This is a genomic window from Bradyrhizobium sp. Mp27, assembly GCF_029953005.1.
Lineage (GTDB): Bacteria > Pseudomonadota > Alphaproteobacteria > Rhizobiales > Xanthobacteraceae > Bradyrhizobium > Bradyrhizobium barranii.
This window is the reverse complement of record NZ_JASAUS010000154.1, coordinates 1-16,644: the sequence shown is the minus strand read 5'-3', so window position 1 is coordinate 16,644 and position 16,644 is coordinate 1. Positions and strand designations below refer to the sequence as shown.

Here is a 16,644-nt window from a genome sequence, read left to right as displayed (position 1 = left end):
GTCGTCAGGCGGCGAAAAGCCGAAGGCAATCCTGTGCGCCTCGTCAGACAAGATGTGCGGCCGCATCAATCGGGCCCAAAAGCCGCACTCTCACGAATAGGACGGGCTAGCGTAGGTCTGTTCATCTTCGCCCCGGATGCGGCCATGACCACCACCGACTTTGCCTTCGTTCTGCGCAGGCTGGGCCTTGCTGCCGCCCTCATCTGCGTCCTCCTGAGCCTTGCCGTGTTCGCGGTCCTGCTAATCGTGGAGCACGAGCCGGTCGGGCAGGCTGCCGCGCACGCTCTGCCGCTCATGGTGTATGCGCTGTTCGGCCTGTTCGGCGCTGCAATGACACGGCTGATCGGGCGCCGAACCCACTAACCGGACATTGTGCCGCAGCGATTCGTGACCAGCCCTGGGCCAGCCCCGGCCCCAGGCCACCTTCCGCCTGCGCGAGCCCTCGTATATGAGAGATTTGCCGCCGAACCGGTCCGAATATTGCCGGATACGGAACGCAAGGTGGCTGCGAATTCTTAATCCAAAGATCGCAATCTGACGCGATCGACGTAAGGCGCGGACTGGTACTGGACCGGGGAATGGCATGAAAGACCTGATGACGACGGCGCAATCCACCACGGCGATGCGGCGTTGGCGGCCCCCCGGACTTGTTGCGCTCGCAACGGCCGTTGCCCTGACGGCGCTGAGCGGAAGCGCCGAGGCGGCCAAGCAGGCCCGCCAGCCGGTCGAGGCGGTCGCGCCGCGCGAGGCCGGCGAGCCGATCATGGCGATCGTGTCGATCAAGAGCCAGCAGGTCACTTTCTACGATTCCGATGGCTGGATCCTGCGCGCGCCGGTCTCGACCGGCACCACGGGACGCGAGACGCCAGCCGGCGTCTTCGCCATCGTCGAGAAGGACAAGGACCACCGCTCGACCATGTATGACGATGCCTGGATGCCGAACATGCAGCGCATCACCTGGAACGGCATCGCGCTGCATGGCGGGCCGCTGCCGGGCTATGCCGCTTCGCACGGCTGCGTGCGGATGCCCTTCGGCTTTGCCGAGGGGCTGTTCGACAAGACCAACATCGGCATGCGCGTGATCATCTCGCCGAACGACGCGGCCCCGATCGATTTCACTCATCCCTCGCTGTTCGTGCCGAAGCGCGAGGCCATCGCGGCTGTGCCGAACCGGGCCGACAAGCTCTCCGCTGAAGCCGAGGAGGCGATCCAGGCTGCCGCCGAGGCCAAGAAAGCTGCGACCGCGGCCGCGAAGGAGGCCGCGTCGCTTCCCGCGTCGCTGCGCAAGCTGGAACAGCAGAAGGCCAAGGCCGACGCCGAACTCGCTTTCGCCGACAAGAAGATCGCGGCCGCCAAGACCGATCAGGCGCGGGCGCAGGCCGAGGAGCTGAAGCAGAAGGTTGCGACCAAGGCCGCCGACGCTGCGTCGGCGCTCGATGCCGCCAAGGCCGCCGCGCAGCCGAAGCGCGACGCCGTTGCCGCCACCAAGGAGGCCGCAAAGGTCGCGGCAACCAGGAAGGCCGAAGCCGTGACGGCTGCGACCGACGCCAAGCTCGCCCTCGAGCCGGTGTCCGTTTACATCAGCCGCGCGACGCAGAAGCTCTACGTGCGGCGGAACACGCACAAGCCGGCGCCGGATGGCGGCGGCGAAGTGTTCGACACCAGCATCGAGGTGCCCGTCACCATCCGCAATCCCGACCAGCCGCTCGGCACGCACATCTTCACCGCGATGGCGAAGACCGATACCGGCCTGCGCTGGAGCGTGGTCACGATCGAGAACGGCGACGATGCCAAGGACGCGCTCGACCGCATCACCATTCCGCAGGACGTCTGGGATCGCATCGGGCCGACGGCATTGCCGCGTTCGTCGATCGTAATCTCGGACGAGCCGCTGAGCGCCGAGACCAACTACCGCACCGAGTTCGTCGCGGTGCTGAGCAATCATCCGCAGGGCGGCTTCATCACCCGCAAGCCGACCGCGCCGCCGCCGATGGAAATGGCAAGCGATGACAGCTGGGGCAATGGCGGCAACGGCTTCGGCTTCTTCTTCCAGCAGCAGCCGAACCCGCAGCCCGTCAATCCGCGCCGCCGCGGCCAGTATCAGTATTATCAGCCGGCGCAGCCGATGCAGCGGGGCTTCTGGTAGGACGCGCGCCGCGCTGGGCCGCGTCATCGCCTGAGCTGAAGATATCTGTCGTCGGCGACCGCAGCGGCGCCAACGACGGGTATCCCGGCTGTCTACTGTGGACCCGTCGACATGCCCTGCAACTGCCGAAGCGGATTGAGCGGGCCAAGCGGGATCAGCTCGAAGCTCATGAGGTGAGCCTGCCCCAGGGGCAGCTTTTCGAGCATGTCATGAGCGGCCGCGATATCCGTGACGTTCAGGATGAACGCGACGCCGACACGATTTTGCAGCGAGTACCACTGGTCGATTTTGCCGTCGAGATAGAGCTTCACCGTCTCGCGCACTTCCGTCGGCAGGATGGCGCGCGCAGCGGCGACATCGGCGCCGGGGTTTACCGTGCCGATCGCGAGAATTCGGGTGGTCGGTGTCGGTGGCGTGGGTGATTGCGCGCGTCCGGGGACGGCGGAGGTCAGGCACAGGGCGAATGTCAGGAGACCGGCAGCGAGTGTAAGCTTCATTGAAATCCTCCATGTTACGAGGTTTACGCTCTTCATTTAGTCATGCTTCGCCGGCAGCGATTGCCGCACGTTGCATCGCCGCCGTGGAACGGCGGCGATGCGGACCGGTTCGGAAGGTTGATGGAAGCGTCGCGTGTCGGTCCGACGCGCGGTCACTTGCCCTGGATGAGCATGCCCAGCGGCGCGAGCGGACCGACCTGCATCAACTCGTAGGTGGCGAAGCCGTCGGTGACGAGCGGCAGTGCTTCCACGGTCGCCTTGGCCTGTTCGAGGGATTCGACGTTCATCAGGAAGACCACGCCTGGCTTGTCCTGGCGAAACCAGAACTGCTCGATCTTCCCGTCGAGATACAGCTTGAGCGTGGCCGGCACTTCCCTCGGCATGATCTGCTGCCGCTGCTCGGGTGTCGGTGCCTTGCCAATGTTACCGATGGCGATGACTTTCATGTGGGCTCCTTTGGATTGCTGTTTGTCAGTGGACGGCGTTGGATCAGGGACCTCCCGCAATGTTGGCAGAAGCGCCATTTTTAGATGCGTTTACGCCACCGATCCCTCGAGCGAACATCTGGAATAGCGTTGTTGGTTCAGATGATTGCCCTTATCTATCGATCGCGATGAAGGCCTTCGTTCCGGTTGCCGTTGCATCGCAAGCTAGGCTTGCTTCCGTTCGAACGGTATTGTCGTAAACGGCAACTTTGAGAGCGTTTCCGCCATGCGCATTCAATTGCTCGCCCTGGAGGGATTTTGGGACACCGGGCTGACCGTGACGCTCGATGCGTTCACGATCGCCAACAATTTCGCAGCCGCTCAACCGGGCGGAGCGCCCCATTTCGATGTCTCAATTGTCGGCGTGCGGAAGAAGGTCCGATCCGGACAGGGCTTTGCGATCCCCGTCAAATCGGTAACGTCCGATCTGAAGCCGGACTGGGTCATCGTACCGGCGTTGAATACGAGCCGGCCGGAACAACTGATTCCGGCGCTCGACCGGCGCGATGTCGGAGAGGCAGTGAAACAGCTCCAGTCCTGGTACGCCGAGGGCGCGCGCATCGCCGCGTCCTGCATCGGTACCTTCGTGCTGGCGGAGGCGGGGCTGCTCGATGGACGGGACGCGACCACCACGTGGTGGCTGTCACCCTTGTTTCGCCAACGCTACCCCAATGTTCGTCTCGATGAGACACGCATGCTGGTGACATCGGACCGCGTCGTCACGGCGGGCGCTGCGATGGGGCATCTCGATCTTGCGCTGTGGTTCATACGCCAGGCGAGCCCCGAGCTCGCGGCCGTCGTGTCGCGCTATCTGCTCGCCGACCTGCGCTCCCTGCAGGCGCCCTTCATCATTCCCAATCACCTCGCGCAGGCCGATCCGCTCATCCAGCGTTTCGAGCGCTGGGCGCGCGAACATCTCAAGCAAGGGTTTTCGCTGCAGGAGGCCGCCAGTGCGCTCGCGACGAGCGCACGCACCCTGCAGCGCCGGTGCGAGTCGGTGCTCGGTAAGTCTCCGCTCTCCTACTTTCAGGATCTGCGAGTCGAGCGCGCGCAGTCGCTGCTGCATGGCAGCGGTCTCGACGTCGATGCGATCGCCGCCGAGGTCGGCTATGAGGACGGCGCGACGCTCCGGACGCTCTTGCGGGAACGGCTCGGACGCGGCGTGCGCGAGCTTCGCGCAAACCTGCGCTGAGGGTCCGGACCTACGGCCGCGCCTCGATCACGATCGCCTGGATCTTGCCTTCGACCGCTCCGGACCCATGGCGCGATCGGAGTGCCTCGGCGACGAGGTCGGTCGCAGCCTGAAGCTTGCTGGCATCCCTGGCCTCGATCTCGCTCCGCAGCGGCGTGCCCTGGCAGAGCGCGATCGCGACATACTCGGCCGACGGGGCGCGGCTCACCGCAGCAAGCGTTTGGATCGAGATGTGGCGGAAGCCCGCTTGTTCCAGATCGGCTCTGATAATGGCCTTGTCGTGATAGCCATGCGGCGTCCGCACCATGAAACGGGGCGGATCATCGGGAAACATTTTTCCGAGCGCGGCGGTGGCGTCGTCAGCGAACACGTTCTCCTCGATGCGGTCCCAGACGTTGAATACGAACGTGCCTTCCGGTCGCAACACCCGCTTTGCCTCGGCATTGCCTTTGACGCGGTCGGGAAAGAACATGACGCCGAACTGGCAGCAGACCGCGTCGAACGCGGCTTCTTCAAAGGGCAGGGCGGTGGCATCCGCCTGACGCCATGTCATGCGCGGGTCCTCACCCTGGCGCTGCGCCGCGATCGCGAGCATCGGCTCGTTGAGATCGGTTACGACGTAACGGATGCCGGGAGGCAGCGCCGCGGTCACGGCCCGCGTAACGGCGCCGGTACCTGCCGCGGTTTCCAGTATCGTCGACGGGGAAAGAGCCGCGATACGCTTCGCGATGTCGGCGGCGTAGTGGGCAAAGATCAGCGGGACGAGATACTCGTCGTAGATTTTCGGGATCGAGCCGGCAAAAACCTTGTCAGTGTTGGACATGCTTGCCTCGCTGAAGGTTCGGACACGAGGTTCATGCTACCATGGATCGCGGTCGTACCGCATCTGCGGCTTCTTCCGGTCGTAATCCGGCGGTCGGATTTTAAGGTTTCGCTCCGCCGACCTCGCGGATCGCCCGCGTCCCATCCCAGGTCATCGCCGCCTGCCGGACCTTCTCGAAGAACGGCCCCTTGGTGCCGCTGATGTCGGAGATTTCGATGATGGTTCCTGGATGGGCCTGCGTGTCGAAATAGGCAAAGCGTCCCTTCTCTCCGCCGATCTGGCCTTCATGGCCTATCCTGTAGCCGAGCCCGAGTGCCTTGTCGTAGAGCGCCTGATAGTCGTGGCTCCAGTAGGACATGTGCTGGAGGCCCTCGTGGCCGGCGTCGAGGAATTCCTTGTACAGCGATGGCGCATCGTTGCGCTGCTGGATTAGCTCGATCTGGAGATCGCCGGAATTGGCCAGCGCAATGCTCATCTCGACCGCGGAGTCCTGGCCGCGATGGCGGAACCAGTCGGTCTTGACGCGGTCCATGTAGTACCAGGGGCCGACGCCCATCACCTCGATCCAGTGCTTCATGGCGGCATGAATGTCCCGCACGACGTATCCGTTCTGGCGCACCGCGCCGAAAATGCGGCTCATGCCCGCGCTCCCTTCTGATCGCTTGCGATCGTCACTTGACCTCGATGCCTGCGTCCCTGGCTACCTGCTTCCAGGCCGCGATGTCGCGCGCGTTGATGTCGCGCTGTTCGTCACCCGGGACGAATTGCGGCGTGATCCCGAGCCCCAGGAGCTTCTCCTTCACCTCGGCATCGCCGAGCGCTTCCTTCAGCGCCATCGACAATTTCTGCGCGATCGGTGGCGCGAGACCCGCAGGCGCATACATCGCCCAGGACAGGCTGCGGTCGAACGGTACGCCCTGCTCCTTGTAGGTTGCGACGTCAGGCAGGCTCGGCGAGCGCTCGCCGCAGGCGGCCAGCGCCTTGATAGAGCCGTCCTTCACCAGCGGCGTTGCGGTTGCCATGTCCAGCGTTGCAAGCGAGATGTGGCCGCCAAGCAGGTCGCCCGCGAGTTTGGCGATGCCGTTGAACGGCACGTGATCCATCTTGATGCCGGTCTGCTGCATCAGGATTTCCGCGCAGAATTGTCCGGTCGAGCCGACGCCCCAGCTTCCGTACTGGATCGGCTCGCCCTTCTTGGAAAGCGCGATCAGGCTCTTGATGTCATTCGCAGGAAAATCCCTGGTTGCCACCAGCATGATCGAGGACGTCCCGATACGCCCGATCGTCGTAAAATCCTTGATCGAATCGTAGGGCAGTTTTGGATAGATCGCCGGCGCCAGCACATGCGTGGTCATGCCGCCGACGGTGATGGTGTAGCCGTCGTTCGGCGACGCTGCGACCATCTGGGTGCCGAGTGTGCCGGCAGCACCCGTGTGGTTCTCGATATAGACGCTCTGTCCAAGCGTCTTGCCCATCTTGTCGGCGAGCAACCGGCCGATCACGTCGCCGCCGCCGCCGGCCGCATAGGGCAGAAGCATTTTGATCTTGTGGCTGGGGTAGGCGGCAGGATCCTCGGCGTGTGCCGGCAGCGCCGCCGACAGCAATGCGAGCAACGACAGCGTGACGGTGCGCAGCTTCATGATGGCAATCCCCTAATCCTCGAAACGAAATCTGTAGGCATCGCCGTGCCTGACAACGCGGCCGGCGGTCGGCGCCGGAAAATGGCCGGTGAGCAGATAGCCCGGTGTATCCGCGAGCTCCTCCAGCAGCGCCATCCGCGTCGCGACCGCCGCGGCCGGATCGACGTCGGCGGCATTCGACAGCCACGGCGCGGCGCACTGGATGGGATGGTGGATGACGTCGCCCGACATCACCGCATGATCGTGGCCGCCATTGAGGTGGATCTGCATGTTGCCGGCGGTGTGGCCCGGCGCAGGCGCAAAGCGTAAGCCTGCGTCGCGATCGCTGAACACGCGATGATCGGTCTCGACCAGCTCAGCGAGGCCGGCTGCGACGACCGGCAGCACGGAGTCCTCGAAAGAGCCGTGGTTGACCGGGCGTTTCGGCGCGGCATTGTGCGCGGTCTCGAAGTGGCGGTACTCCTCGCGTCCCATCAGATAGCGCGCGTTGGGGAAGGTCGGCACCCAGCGGCCGTCGAGGAGCCGCGTGTTCCAGCCGACGTGGTCGACATGCAGATGCGTGCACATCACGAAGTCGACCTCTTCAGGGGCAACGCCCAGCGCCTGCATGTTGTCGAGATAAGGCCGGTTGAGGTTGTCCCACACCGGGACGCGCGGCCGATGCTTGTGGTTGCCGCAGCAGGTATCGACGATGGCGGTCCAGCGCGGCGTGCGGACGAGATAAGAGTGGTGGCTGAGGATGAAGCGGCCGGTCTCCGGTTCGATATAGCGGTGATCGAGCCAGCTCCGGTTCTCCGCGATCACCTCGTCGGTGACGTTGGCGAACAGCCAGGTCTTCTCGAAGGCAAGCGAAGGGATCTCGCTGACGAGATCGATCCGCATGCTGCCGATCCTGACCTGCCGCATGGGCTCAGTTCTTCAGGAGATCGCCGAACGGCACCCAGCGCGTGCCGTCGAAGCGGATGAGCTGGAGGCTCGTCATCGGCGTGTAGTGCTCGGGCGAATTGTTCACCGCGGTGCCGTTGATCAGCATCGGCAGCTTTACGTCCTTGAGCGTCGTGGCCTGCTTCATCACATTGGCACGGGTGAGGTCGTTTCCGGACGCCTTCAGCACCGTCATCAGCGTCTGCGCGATGGTGTAGCCGTAGACGTTGAGCCAGTCGCTCTTGTTGGCATCCGGCAAGTACTTGTCCATGAACGCCAGCCATTCCCTATAGCCGGCGTCGTCCTTCGAGGCCGGGTCGGTCGCATCCTTCAGATACTGGCTGGAGATAACGCCGGTGGAATTGTCCTTGCCGGCCGGCTCCAGCACGCCGCTGATCGAGGCGGAGACGTTGGAGATGATGGTGACAGGCTTCCAACCGATCTCGCCGATCTTGCGGATCGCTTGCGCTGCGAATTTCGGCGTCGCCGCTACCAGCACCACGTCAGCGCCGGCGGTCTTCAGTTGCAGGATCTGCGTATCCACGGTCGGTGCCGAGGTCTCGTAGGCGGCGCGCGCGACAATGGCTTCGCCGCTGCCGAGCCCTTCCTCCAGCGCCTTCAGATAATCCTTGCCGAGATCGTCATTCTGGTAGAGCACGCCGATCTTCGCATTGGCATGGCTCGCCTTGATGTATCTGGCGTAGGCGATCGCCTCGTCGCGATAGGTCGGCTGCCAGCCGACGGTCCACGGAAAGCTCTTGGGATCGTCCCACTTCGCGGCGCCCGAGCCCAGGAAGAGCTGCGGCACCTTGCGGTCGTTGAGATATTTGTGCACGGCGCTGTTGGTCGGCGTGCCGACACCGCCGAAGATCAGCAGCACTTCCTCGCTCTCGACCAGACGCCGGGTCTGCTCCACCGTCTTCGGCGGGCTGTAGGCATCGTCCGCGATGATCATCTGGATGCGCCGCCCGTTGACGCCGCCCTCGTCGTTCACCTTGCGGAAATAGGCTTCCGCGGATTTCGCGATCTGCGCGAAGGCCGAGACCGGGCCGCTCAGCGGCGCGGTGGTGCCGATCTTGATCGTCTTGTCATCGGCGCCGGGATCGTACTTGCTTTGGGCGTGGGCGGTGCTTGCTGCGAGCATCGGCAACAGGATGCAGGCCGCGCGAAAGCGGGCGAAGCGCGCCATGACGTCGTCTCCCCAGATTTGCTCTCCGCTTCTCGAAGGAGCGGAGTTAAAACGCGAGAACAGCGCCCGCAGCGAACTTGCGGGCCGAGACCGTCGCCGCCAATCTGGCAAACGAACGATCGTTCGTACGGTTGACTAGCGAACGATCGTTCGTTAGTCAAGCCACATGGCTGTCCACACCTCCAGCGCGGCGGAAGCGGCTGCGCCCACGACCCGCGAGCGTATCCTCAGCGAAGCGCTCAATCTGTTCGCGCTGAGCGGCTATGGCGGCGCCTCGATGCGCGAGCTCGCACGGCGCGTCGGTATCCGCGAGAGCAGCCTCTACAATCATTTCTCCGGCAAGGCCGCGATCCTCGAAGCGATCGTGGCCGAGCACGGCCCGGCCAGTTCGGCGAGCCGATTGGAAGAGCCGCGCTACGGGCAGCTCGCGCGCCAGCCCGCTGCGTTTTGCCGCCAGTTCGCGCTTGATCTCGTCGAGCAATGGTCCGATCCGCGCGAGCATCAGTTCCAGAAGGTGATCACCGCCGAGCGTAACCGCGTGCCCGGCATTCGCGCCAAATTCGCCGACCATTTCTATGCGCGCGAGCAGAGCATGATGACGGATTATTTTCGCGGTTTTGCGCTCGCCGGCCTGGTTACGACGCCGGATCCACGCGAGACCGCGCGGCTGTTCGCGGCCGGCCTGATCTACATCCGCCTCGAACACTACGTGATGGGTGCAACGCCTTCGCCGCGGCCGAAGGTGATCGAGGCGATCGACCGCTATCTCGCCTTCTTCCTGTCGCTGATCGCGGCGGATGGCGGGACAAACGACAACAAGAAACGAAAACCCAAGGGAGAGACGCGTGGCAAGGCTGCCCCTGATTGATCCGGAGACGACGAGCGGCGACATCCGCGCCTCGTTCGACCGCATGCCGGTCAAGCTCAACATCTTTCGCATGATGGCCCATGCCGAGGCCAACATGATCCCGGCGATGCGGCTCGGCAATTCGATCCTGCACAAGCAGAAGCTCAGTGCGGTGAATCGCGAGCTGCTGATCCTGCAGGCCGCCCAGCTCGAAGGCGGCGCCTATGAATGGCGCCAGCACGTGCCGATCGCGCTCGGCATCGGCTGCACGCAAGGACAGATTGATGCGGTGGAGCGCAGCGAGTACGACTCTGCTGCGTTGAGTGAGGCCGAGCGCGCGCTTCTCAAATTCGGCCGCGAGGTCGTCGAGAACGTCCGCGTTCTCGAAACAACCTTTGCTGCTGCGCGAAAACATTTCAGCGACCAGGAGATCGTCGAATCCATCGTTGCGCTCGGCTTCTACATGATGATGGCGCGCCTCACCGAGGCGACCGAGACCGATCTCGATCCCGCGGCCGGCATGAAAGTCTATGACGGCGGCAAGAAGTAGGGCGGCTGAGATGGCGGAAATCGATAGCAAGCCGGAGCGTTACGTCCGTCCACCAAGCGCGGAGTCATTGGGCGAAGCGCCGGGCAGGGGACGCCTGAAGGGACGCCGTATCCTGATCGTCGGCGGCGGCCAGCGCGTGTTCGACGCCGCCACCGATCCGATCGGCAACGGCCGCGCCATGAGCATTTTGTGCGCACGCGAGGGCGCGAAGGTCGCGGTAGCCGACCTTAACCACACCTCTGCCCAGCAGACCGTCAAGCACATCACCGACGAAGGCGGCGAGGGCTTTGCCATCGTCGCCGACGTTACGAGCGAAGCCGACGTCCAGCGCATGATCGGCGAAGCCCATCGCGCGATGGGCGGCCTTGACGGCATGGTGCTGAACATCGGCACTTTCGGCAAGACGGGGCTCGATGCCGTCAGCCCCGAGGAGTGGAACAGGATCTACGACGTCAACGTTCGCGGTCCCATGCTCTGTTGCCGCGCGGCGATGCCGAAATTCGACAATGGCGGCGCCATCGTCTTCATCTCCTCGATCGCCGCGCTGAAAGCCGGCTCGCAGATGGCGGTGTATGATTCTTCAAAAGCCGCGCTCGGCGGCCTGATGCGCAACATCGCCCATCTCGGATCGCGCCGCGGCATCCGCGCCAATCTCGTCTATCCCGGCCTCGTAGACACCCCCAACGGCCGCGAAGCCGGCGCCGGCCGCCCCAGCCGCGGCAAGGGCCACGTCCCCTTCGGCCGCCAGGCCACCGCCTGGGAGATCGCCTATGCCGTGCTGTTCTTCCTGTCGGATGAAAGCGTCTACGTCACCGCACAGACGCTCGCGGTGGATAGTGGCCTGAGCGGAATGTAAGACGCCAGCGCAATCCGGCGCCGCGGAATTCGATGCCCCGGCGAGCAGAGTCTCTCTTCATTGCGGCGAGGACGTCGTCGGAGTTTGCGATTCGCTCATCTGCTCAAGTGCTTCCAATACGGCTTCGCAGGCCTTCTCGGCTTCGGCGAAGGTACTGAAGGGGGAGCCACCAAGCTTGATCGCGGACTTGTTTTCTTCGACGGGTCGCCATGAGGCAACCAGGCCCGGCTTTCCGTGAAGGCCAGGGCCGGTGCGGCTTTCATTGCTGATCACAAACGAAAATCCGCCGCTGCACGCCATCCAGATTTCGAGTTCATGCACCGGAGTCTCGACGCGCGTAAAGTGCAGGGTCATGTCTCTCTCCAGAGTTTGCGCCGCAGAATGGGCCACGGGCGCAAGCCGTCAGTGCCTACCTGTGCGAATCCCGGGCAGCCGCAAGGTCCGAGGTCTCTGATCCCTCGGCTCGCCATGCCGTCAAATCGCCCGGGAGCAGAACGGGATCGCTCTCAACCCGCTTGTTGCGGCTGATCCCTAAGCCAATGAGCCCGCCCAATACCAACGCGGAGCCTGCAATGATCAACCAATACGGCAAGTCCAAAATTGCAATTCTCCCACCGAGAGGAGCGCGTTACGCAATTGCCTGGCCGAAGCGCGAACCGATTACCTTTAGCTAAGTGTCTGTATTATGCGGCGCTCCAAGCTTCGTGCAAGGTACCCATAAGGGGTAGATTTCTGACCTAAATCGCCGCCGGCGGGGCAAGGGGAAGCGGCCGCTCGGTTGGCCGACGCCAGCTTCCATCCGTCCTCCCATCGGCGAGATTCAGATTGCGTGCGATGGCCATGCCGTCTAATAATCTTGGACAGTTGACCAAATAAGATGGTCGTGCGCTGAAGCCGCGACCGCGGCGGAGCGGTTGGTATGCGCGCGCGTGAGCGTGCCGGCGGCCAGGTTGGGGATGGATATCGCAGCATGTCGCAGGCAGACGGCTTCGCATTGGCCGGCGTGATCGGGCTTCCGGTCGCGCATTCGCGCTCGCCCGTCGTACATAATTATTGGCTGAAGGCGCACGGCATCCGCGGCACCTATGTTCCGCTCGCAGTGAGGCCGGAGCGGCTGGAGGATGCGCTTCGCGGCCTCGTCGCGCTCGGTTTCCGCGGCTGTAACGTCACCATGCCGCACAAGCAGGCGGCGATGCCGCTTCTCGACCGCGTCAACGAGACCGCCAAACGCATCGGCGCCGTCAACACCATCGTCGTCGAAGAGGACGGCACACTCTCCGGCTTCAACAATGACGGTAACGGCTTTGTGCAGAGCCTGCGTGATGCCAGGGCGGACTGGCGCGGCGATGCCGGGCCGATCCTGCTGCTGGGCGCCGGCGGCGCATCGCGCGCGGTGGTCGTGGCGCTGCTGGAGAACGGCGCGCGCGAGATCCGCATCGCCAACCGCACGGCCGAGAAGGCGCAGGCCCTTGCGAAGGACTTCAGCTCCGCCGTCAGCGCCGTTCCGTGGGACGATCGCGGCGCGGTGCTGGGCGATGTCGCGTTGCTCGTCAACTGCACCGACCGCGGTATGGTCGGCAAGGGCGCGCTCGAGATCGATCTGTCGCGCCTGAGGCCCGAGACGCTCACCGCCGATCTCATCTACACGCCGCTGGAGACGCCGTTCCTGGCGGAAGCCCGTGCGCGCGGTTGCACCACCGTGAACGGGCTGGGCATGTTGCTCAACCAGGCTCGGCTCGCCTTCAAGGCCTGGTTCGGAATCACGCCCGACGTGACGCCCGAGCTGATCAAAGCCATCGAGGCGACGTTCTGACAGCAACGCCGGGGAGCTTTGCGCCATGAACTTGCCTGTGTCCCCCAGGATCGACTGCCATATCCATGCCATCGATCCCGTTCGCTTTCCCTACGGGGCTGATACGCCGTACCGGCCGAGCGGGCAGGAGATCGCACCCGCGGCGCAGCTCATCCGCGTGTTCGACGCCTTCGACGTCAGGCACGCGCTCGTCGTCGCCACCAACACCGGTTACGGCAGCGACAGCCGCATGCTGCTCGACACCTTGAGGCAGGGCGGCGGCCGCTTCTGGGGCGTCGCCGTCGTCGAGAACGACGTCGGCATCGGGGAGCTGGAACGCTTGAAGGCCGACGGCGTGATCGGCGTCGCCTTCAACGTGCCGTACCACGGGGCCGGCCATTATCGCAATACGGCGCCGCTGCTGGAGAAGCTGGTGAGCCTCGGCCTGTTCCTCCAGATCCAGGTCGAGCAGGATCAATTGCTCGACCTTCTGCCGCTGATCGAGAAGTCGAGCGTGCGTCTCGTGATCGACCATTGCGGCCGACCATCGGTCGCGCAAGGGCTGAAGGGCAAAGCATTCCAGGCGCTGCTCGCGATCGGCCGCGAGCGCGAGGCGCACGTAAAGCTGTCCGGCTACTATAAATTCTCGCAGCAGCCGCACCCTTACGAGGACACCTGGCCGTTCATCGCGGCGCTGGTCGAAGCCTTCACGCTCGATCGCTGCGTCTGGGGATCGGACTATCCGTTCCTGCGCGCAGCCGAACGGCTCGATTACGGGCCGCTGCTCGCGGTGCTGACAAAGCTGTTTCCGGATCCCGGCGATCAGCACCGTCTGCTCTGGCGAACGCCGGCAAGGCTGCTTGGCTTCGACGGCACGCCAGATCAATCGTAAAAACAAAGCAAAGGGGAGGAGGACGTCATGAGGCATCTTGCAGGGGCGCTCGGCATCGCATTCGCAGCATCGTCGTGGATTGGCGCAGCCAGCGCGCAGAGCACGGTCTACGTCCCTGATGTGATCGAGCTGTCCGGCCCCGGCGCGGTCTCCGGCACGAACTGGCGCGACGGCGTCGCGCTCGCGGTCGACGAGATCAACAATGCCGGCGGCATTCTCGGCCGAAAAATCCAGACCGAGCACCTGGACACCCAGAGCAATCCTGGCATCTCGCGCGCGCAGGTGCAGAAGGTCCTGGACAAGGAGCCGTATGTGGTGCTCGGGCCGATCTATTCCGGCTCGGTCAAGGTCAACATGGCGCTGACGCAAGCCGCCGAGATCCCGCAGATCGTCGGCGCCGAGGCGGCCGACATCACCACGCAAGGTAACCCCTGGGTGTTCCGCACTGCCTTCGGCCAGCAATTCTCGATGCCGAAGATCGCCAACTATCTGCACGACAAGCTCAAGGTGAAGACGGTTGCCGTTCTCTGGGTCAACAACGATTTCGGCAAGGGCGGCCACGACAATTTTGTAAAGGAGATGAAGGCGCGCAACATCGAGGTCGCGGCCGATATCTCCACCGAGCAGGGCCAGGTGGATTTCGGCTCCGACGTGATCAAGCTCAAGGGCGCCAAGGCGGATGCCGCCTTCGTCTACACCAACGAGGAGGAGAGCGCTCGCTTCCTGATCGAGGCGAAGCGGCAGGGCCTGACGACGCCGCTGTTCGGCGAGACCACGCTGCTCAGCCAGAAGGTGGTCGAGCTCGCCGGCCCCGCCGCAAATGGCGTGCGCGGCCATGTCGGCTTGTCCGCCGATGCGCCGGTGCCGGCGATCGAGGATTTCACGAAGAAGTTCAGCGCGCGCTACAAGTACCGGCCCGACCACAACGGCATCAAGGGATACACCGCGGTCTATCTCGTCAAATACGTCACCGAAAAGATCGGCAAGTTCGACAGCAAGGCTTTTGGTGCCGCGATGAAGGGCCTGACGCTGACGCCCGACAAGGCCCCTGGCATGCTGATGGAGGCAAGCTGGGACCAGAACGGCGACATCGACCGCGCCAGCTTCCTCGCCGAGATCGTCGACGGCAAGCAGAAGATCGTCGAGACCTTGCCGAAGCTCAAGGGCGGCAAGGGGGACTGAAGCGCGTCCCTGACTTGTAGCCCGGATGGAGCGAAGCGTAATCCGGGATTCTGTCCTCGTGGTGAGACCGTCCCGGATTGCGCTGCGCTCCATCCGGGCTACGAGCGCAAGCCTCGCTCAATCCCGCGATGGGCTCAAACTGCCGGGCAATTTTTGCAGCATCATGCGAAATCCGCGTCGGTTCGACGAGGAAACGTAATAGGAATCAACAGCGCTTCGCTGGCACAAGAATTGCTGAATGTTTCCGCGCAATGACCACAGGAATTCGCGCCGTGACCAACGTCAGCTACACCGTCCCGCCGAACTGGACCGCAGGCTCCGACAAGACAGGCGCGAGCAAGAACAAGAATCCGAACGATCCGAACATGCTGACGACGGGCGCCTATGGCAGCGCGTTCGAGCTGTTGCTCGACAATCGAACCAACAGCGACGGCACCACCACGGAGACGCTGACCTACAAGAGCTACAGCGGCAAGACCAACGGCAGCTTCTCCGCTACGACCGAGACGGGGACGGGAGCCGATCTCGGCAGTGCCTACCAGGCCTTGCTCGCCACGCTTCAGGCCAATGGCGAGATGGACGACACGACCGCCGCGCAGCTCGACGACGCCATGGGCAAGCTCGATACCCAATCCGGGAGCGGCGCCAAGGATGCCGAAGTGTCCGGCGGGGGCCTGCTGGTGCAGTCCGGCGGCCCGGTCTATTTCAACGGCATCTCGGCCTATCAGAACCAGTTCGTGGATTCGCTCGTGAACGAGCTGAGCACCAGGCTGAACCTCGACGCCAAGGCATGACGGCAGTTCATCGCTGGTGAAACCGGTTGGCAAAGCCGGCCCAACCCGCGCATGATGCGCGGGCGATCTCGGCCACATGCTCTCCCGGATAAATTCAAGAGATGAAAACCACGCTGCTGAAGTCCGAAGACTACACCCGCTCGCCGTGGAAGAACGGTGGCGGCATCTTCACCGATATCGCGGACGCGCATCGCGCCGACGCGCCGGCGAAGGATTGGGACAGCCTGCTCTGGCGCTTTGCCTCCACGCCGATCGTAGCGCCCGGTCCCTTCTCCTACATGCCTGGCATCGACCGCCTGCAGATGGTCGTCGGTGGGCGCGGGCTGGTGCTGAAGTCGCCCACGCAGGATTTTGACGAGCGTGAACCTTTTGCGACGGTGCGCTTCACCGGCGAGATGGAGATCGTGACCGCGCTCGAGGCGGGTCCCGTCGAGGTCGTCAACCTGATGGCCCGACGCGGTGCGGCGGAGATCGAGTTGCTGGCACTCAGGGAACCCGGCGAGCGGCCTTTGTCCGCCGGCACGCACCTGGTTTACGCGGTTTCCGGCGATTGCAGCATTCGTCTCAATAACGAGGATATTGTCATCCCCGACGGCTGCACGCTGAAGGTCGAGCTGACCGAGGTGTCCAGATTGGGACTCGTCTCAGGGCTGGCGGTACTAGGCTGGATTCAGCTCGTCGGCTAGATGGCAATCGCCCGGCGGATGCGCACAATCCATGCACATGGCTAGTACCCACTTTTCTTGGAACGTGAGTCGTGATTCAAGGTCGGGATGATACCCGAAGCAAGAGAAGTCCACCTTTCGAGGAAAGATCGCAAGGTGCTTGAGGCGTG

19 protein-coding genes are annotated in these 16,644 nt (G+C 63.8%); 11 read left to right on the top strand and 8 right to left on the bottom strand.

The annotated features are described in order from the left end of the window. The first annotated feature begins 144 nt into the window (after positions 1-144). Positions 145-363, top strand: a complete 219-nt coding sequence (locus QJT78_RS41860; RefSeq protein ID WP_028149575.1) for a hypothetical protein — start codon at positions 145-147, stop codon at positions 361-363. 220 nt (positions 364-583) lie between these two features. Further along, positions 584-2,146 carry a L,D-transpeptidase gene (locus QJT78_RS41855; protein ID WP_028149576.1) on the top strand — a complete coding sequence of 521 codons (1,563 nt, stop codon included), beginning with the start codon at positions 584-586 and terminating at the stop codon, positions 2,144-2,146. Between the two features lie 92 nt (positions 2,147-2,238). Here the strand turns inward: QJT78_RS41855 and QJT78_RS41850 are convergent, their stop codons facing one another. Together QJT78_RS41850 and QJT78_RS41845 are read right to left on the bottom strand one after the other, a co-directional pair. Then, a complete protein-coding gene (locus QJT78_RS41850) occupies positions 2,239-2,643 on the bottom strand; it encodes a hypothetical protein (RefSeq protein WP_028149577.1) in 405 nt (134 codons plus the stop codon). A 152-nt stretch (positions 2,644-2,795) separates the two neighbouring features. Beyond that, positions 2,796-3,089 (bottom strand): hypothetical protein, encoded by a 294-nt coding sequence (locus QJT78_RS41845; protein ID WP_028158963.1) that lies wholly within the window; start codon positions 3,087-3,089, stop codon positions 2,796-2,798. Between the two features lie 265 nt (positions 3,090-3,354). Here QJT78_RS41845 and QJT78_RS41840 point away from each other — a divergent pair, with 265 nt between their 5' ends. Further along, complete coding sequence (locus QJT78_RS41840; RefSeq protein WP_038942712.1) at positions 3,355-4,320, top strand: helix-turn-helix domain-containing protein; 966 nt, start codon at positions 3,355-3,357, stop codon at positions 4,318-4,320. Positions 4,321-4,330: 10 nt separating this feature from the next. Here the strand turns inward: QJT78_RS41840 and QJT78_RS41835 are convergent, their stop codons facing one another. The 5 genes from QJT78_RS41835 to QJT78_RS41815 all read right to left on the bottom strand — a co-directional run bounded on the left by QJT78_RS41835 (position 4,331) and on the right by QJT78_RS41815 (position 8,896). Further along, a complete protein-coding gene (locus QJT78_RS41835) occupies positions 4,331-5,143 on the bottom strand; it encodes a methyltransferase domain-containing protein (RefSeq protein WP_281460568.1) in 813 nt (270 codons plus the stop codon). A gap of 100 nt (positions 5,144-5,243) precedes the next feature. Further along, on the bottom strand, positions 5,244-5,783 hold the full coding sequence (locus QJT78_RS41830; RefSeq protein WP_038942711.1) for a VOC family protein: 540 nt from the start codon (positions 5,781-5,783) through the stop codon (positions 5,244-5,246). Between the two features lie 31 nt (positions 5,784-5,814). Continuing rightward, positions 5,815-6,783, bottom strand: a complete 969-nt coding sequence (locus QJT78_RS41825) for a tripartite tricarboxylate transporter substrate binding protein (RefSeq protein ID WP_028153820.1) — start codon at positions 6,781-6,783, stop codon at positions 5,815-5,817. Between the two features lie 12 nt (positions 6,784-6,795). Then, positions 6,796-7,689, bottom strand: a complete 894-nt coding sequence (locus tag QJT78_RS41820; protein WP_028153821.1) for an MBL fold metallo-hydrolase — start codon at positions 7,687-7,689, stop codon at positions 6,796-6,798. 4 nt (positions 7,690-7,693) lie between these two features. Beyond that, a complete protein-coding gene (locus tag QJT78_RS41815; RefSeq protein ID WP_028153822.1) occupies positions 7,694-8,896 on the bottom strand; it encodes an ABC transporter substrate-binding protein in 1,203 nt (400 codons plus the stop codon). 166 nt (positions 8,897-9,062) lie between these two features. Here QJT78_RS41815 and QJT78_RS41810 point away from each other — a divergent pair, with 166 nt between their 5' ends. The 3 genes from QJT78_RS41810 to QJT78_RS41800 are packed head-to-tail and all read left to right on the top strand — an operon-like array spanning position 9,063 to position 11,149. Further along, the gene (locus QJT78_RS41810) at positions 9,063-9,764 is read left to right on the top strand and encodes a TetR/AcrR family transcriptional regulator (RefSeq protein ID WP_028153823.1); all 702 of its coding nucleotides are present in this window, start codon (positions 9,063-9,065) and stop codon (positions 9,762-9,764) included. Beyond that, positions 9,742-10,293, top strand: coding sequence for a carboxymuconolactone decarboxylase family protein (locus QJT78_RS41805; RefSeq protein ID WP_028153824.1), 552 nt, complete (start codon positions 9,742-9,744; stop codon positions 10,291-10,293). The genes QJT78_RS41810 and QJT78_RS41805 overlap by 23 nt, the downstream gene beginning before the upstream one ends. Before the next feature lie 10 nt (positions 10,294-10,303). Next, positions 10,304-11,149, top strand: coding sequence for an SDR family oxidoreductase (locus QJT78_RS41800; protein WP_028153825.1), 846 nt, complete (start codon positions 10,304-10,306; stop codon positions 11,147-11,149). 57 nt (positions 11,150-11,206) lie between these two features. Here QJT78_RS41800 and QJT78_RS41795 read toward each other — a convergent pair whose 3' ends face one another. Continuing rightward, positions 11,207-11,503: a hypothetical protein gene (locus QJT78_RS41795; protein WP_028153826.1), complete on the bottom strand. Its 297-nt coding sequence runs from the start codon at positions 11,501-11,503 to the stop codon at positions 11,207-11,209. 616 nt (positions 11,504-12,119) lie between these two features. Between QJT78_RS41795 and QJT78_RS41790 the strand changes: the two genes are divergently transcribed. The 5 genes from QJT78_RS41790 (at position 12,120) to QJT78_RS41770 (ending at position 16,495) form a co-directional block, all read left to right on the top strand. Continuing rightward, entirely contained in the window at positions 12,120-12,962 is an 843-nt protein-coding gene (locus QJT78_RS41790) for a shikimate dehydrogenase (protein ID WP_028153828.1), read from the top strand. A gap of 25 nt (positions 12,963-12,987) precedes the next feature. Further along, positions 12,988-13,833, top strand: coding sequence for an amidohydrolase family protein (locus QJT78_RS41785; protein WP_038942710.1), 846 nt, complete (start codon positions 12,988-12,990; stop codon positions 13,831-13,833). Positions 13,834-13,860: 27 nt separating this feature from the next. Further along, positions 13,861-15,015 carry an ABC transporter substrate-binding protein gene (locus tag QJT78_RS41780; protein ID WP_028153830.1) on the top strand — a complete coding sequence of 385 codons (1,155 nt, stop codon included), beginning with the start codon at positions 13,861-13,863 and terminating at the stop codon, positions 15,013-15,015. Between the two features lie 272 nt (positions 15,016-15,287). Continuing rightward, entirely contained in the window at positions 15,288-15,809 is a 522-nt protein-coding gene (locus QJT78_RS41775; RefSeq protein ID WP_155258162.1) for a hypothetical protein, read from the top strand. A 101-nt stretch (positions 15,810-15,910) separates the two neighbouring features. Continuing rightward, positions 15,911-16,495: a HutD family protein gene (locus QJT78_RS41770; RefSeq protein ID WP_028153832.1), complete on the top strand. Its 585-nt coding sequence runs from the start codon at positions 15,911-15,913 to the stop codon at positions 16,493-16,495. Positions 16,496-16,644 lie beyond the last annotated feature (149 nt).

What these genes read in the sequence shown, in the direction of transcription:
- QJT78_RS41860 (WP_028149575.1), top strand. Translation starts at nt 145, where the DNA reads ATGACCACCACCGACTTTGCCTTCGTTCTGCGCAGGCTGGGCCTTGCT.
- QJT78_RS41855 (WP_028149576.1), top strand. Translation starts at nt 584, where the DNA reads ATGAAAGACCTGATGACGACGGCGCAATCCACCACGGCGATGCGGCGT.
- QJT78_RS41850 (WP_028149577.1), bottom strand. Translation starts at nt 2,643, where the DNA reads ATGAAGCTTACACTCGCTGCCGGTCTCCTGACATTCGCCCTGTGCCTG.
- QJT78_RS41845 (WP_028158963.1), bottom strand. Translation starts at nt 3,089, where the DNA reads ATGAAAGTCATCGCCATCGGTAACATTGGCAAGGCACCGACACCCGAG.
- QJT78_RS41840 (WP_038942712.1), top strand. Translation starts at nt 3,355, where the DNA reads ATGCGCATTCAATTGCTCGCCCTGGAGGGATTTTGGGACACCGGGCTG.
- QJT78_RS41835 (WP_281460568.1), bottom strand. Translation starts at nt 5,143, where the DNA reads ATGTCCAACACTGACAAGGTTTTTGCCGGCTCGATCCCGAAAATCTAC.
- QJT78_RS41830 (WP_038942711.1), bottom strand. Translation starts at nt 5,783, where the DNA reads ATGAGCCGCATTTTCGGCGCGGTGCGCCAGAACGGATACGTCGTGCGG.
- QJT78_RS41825 (WP_028153820.1), bottom strand. Translation starts at nt 6,783, where the DNA reads ATGAAGCTGCGCACCGTCACGCTGTCGTTGCTCGCATTGCTGTCGGCG.
- QJT78_RS41820 (WP_028153821.1), bottom strand. Translation starts at nt 7,689, where the DNA reads ATGCGGCAGGTCAGGATCGGCAGCATGCGGATCGATCTCGTCAGCGAG.
- QJT78_RS41815 (WP_028153822.1), bottom strand. Translation starts at nt 8,896, where the DNA reads ATGGCGCGCTTCGCCCGCTTTCGCGCGGCCTGCATCCTGTTGCCGATG.
- QJT78_RS41810 (WP_028153823.1), top strand. Translation starts at nt 9,063, where the DNA reads ATGGCTGTCCACACCTCCAGCGCGGCGGAAGCGGCTGCGCCCACGACC.
- QJT78_RS41800 (WP_028153825.1), top strand. Translation starts at nt 10,304, where the DNA reads ATGGCGGAAATCGATAGCAAGCCGGAGCGTTACGTCCGTCCACCAAGC.
- QJT78_RS41795 (WP_028153826.1), bottom strand. Translation starts at nt 11,503, where the DNA reads ATGACCCTGCACTTTACGCGCGTCGAGACTCCGGTGCATGAACTCGAA.
- QJT78_RS41790 (WP_028153828.1), top strand. Translation starts at nt 12,120, where the DNA reads ATGTCGCAGGCAGACGGCTTCGCATTGGCCGGCGTGATCGGGCTTCCG.
- QJT78_RS41785 (WP_038942710.1), top strand. Translation starts at nt 12,988, where the DNA reads ATGAACTTGCCTGTGTCCCCCAGGATCGACTGCCATATCCATGCCATC.
- QJT78_RS41780 (WP_028153830.1), top strand. Translation starts at nt 13,861, where the DNA reads ATGAGGCATCTTGCAGGGGCGCTCGGCATCGCATTCGCAGCATCGTCG.
- QJT78_RS41770 (WP_028153832.1), top strand. Translation starts at nt 15,911, where the DNA reads ATGAAAACCACGCTGCTGAAGTCCGAAGACTACACCCGCTCGCCGTGG.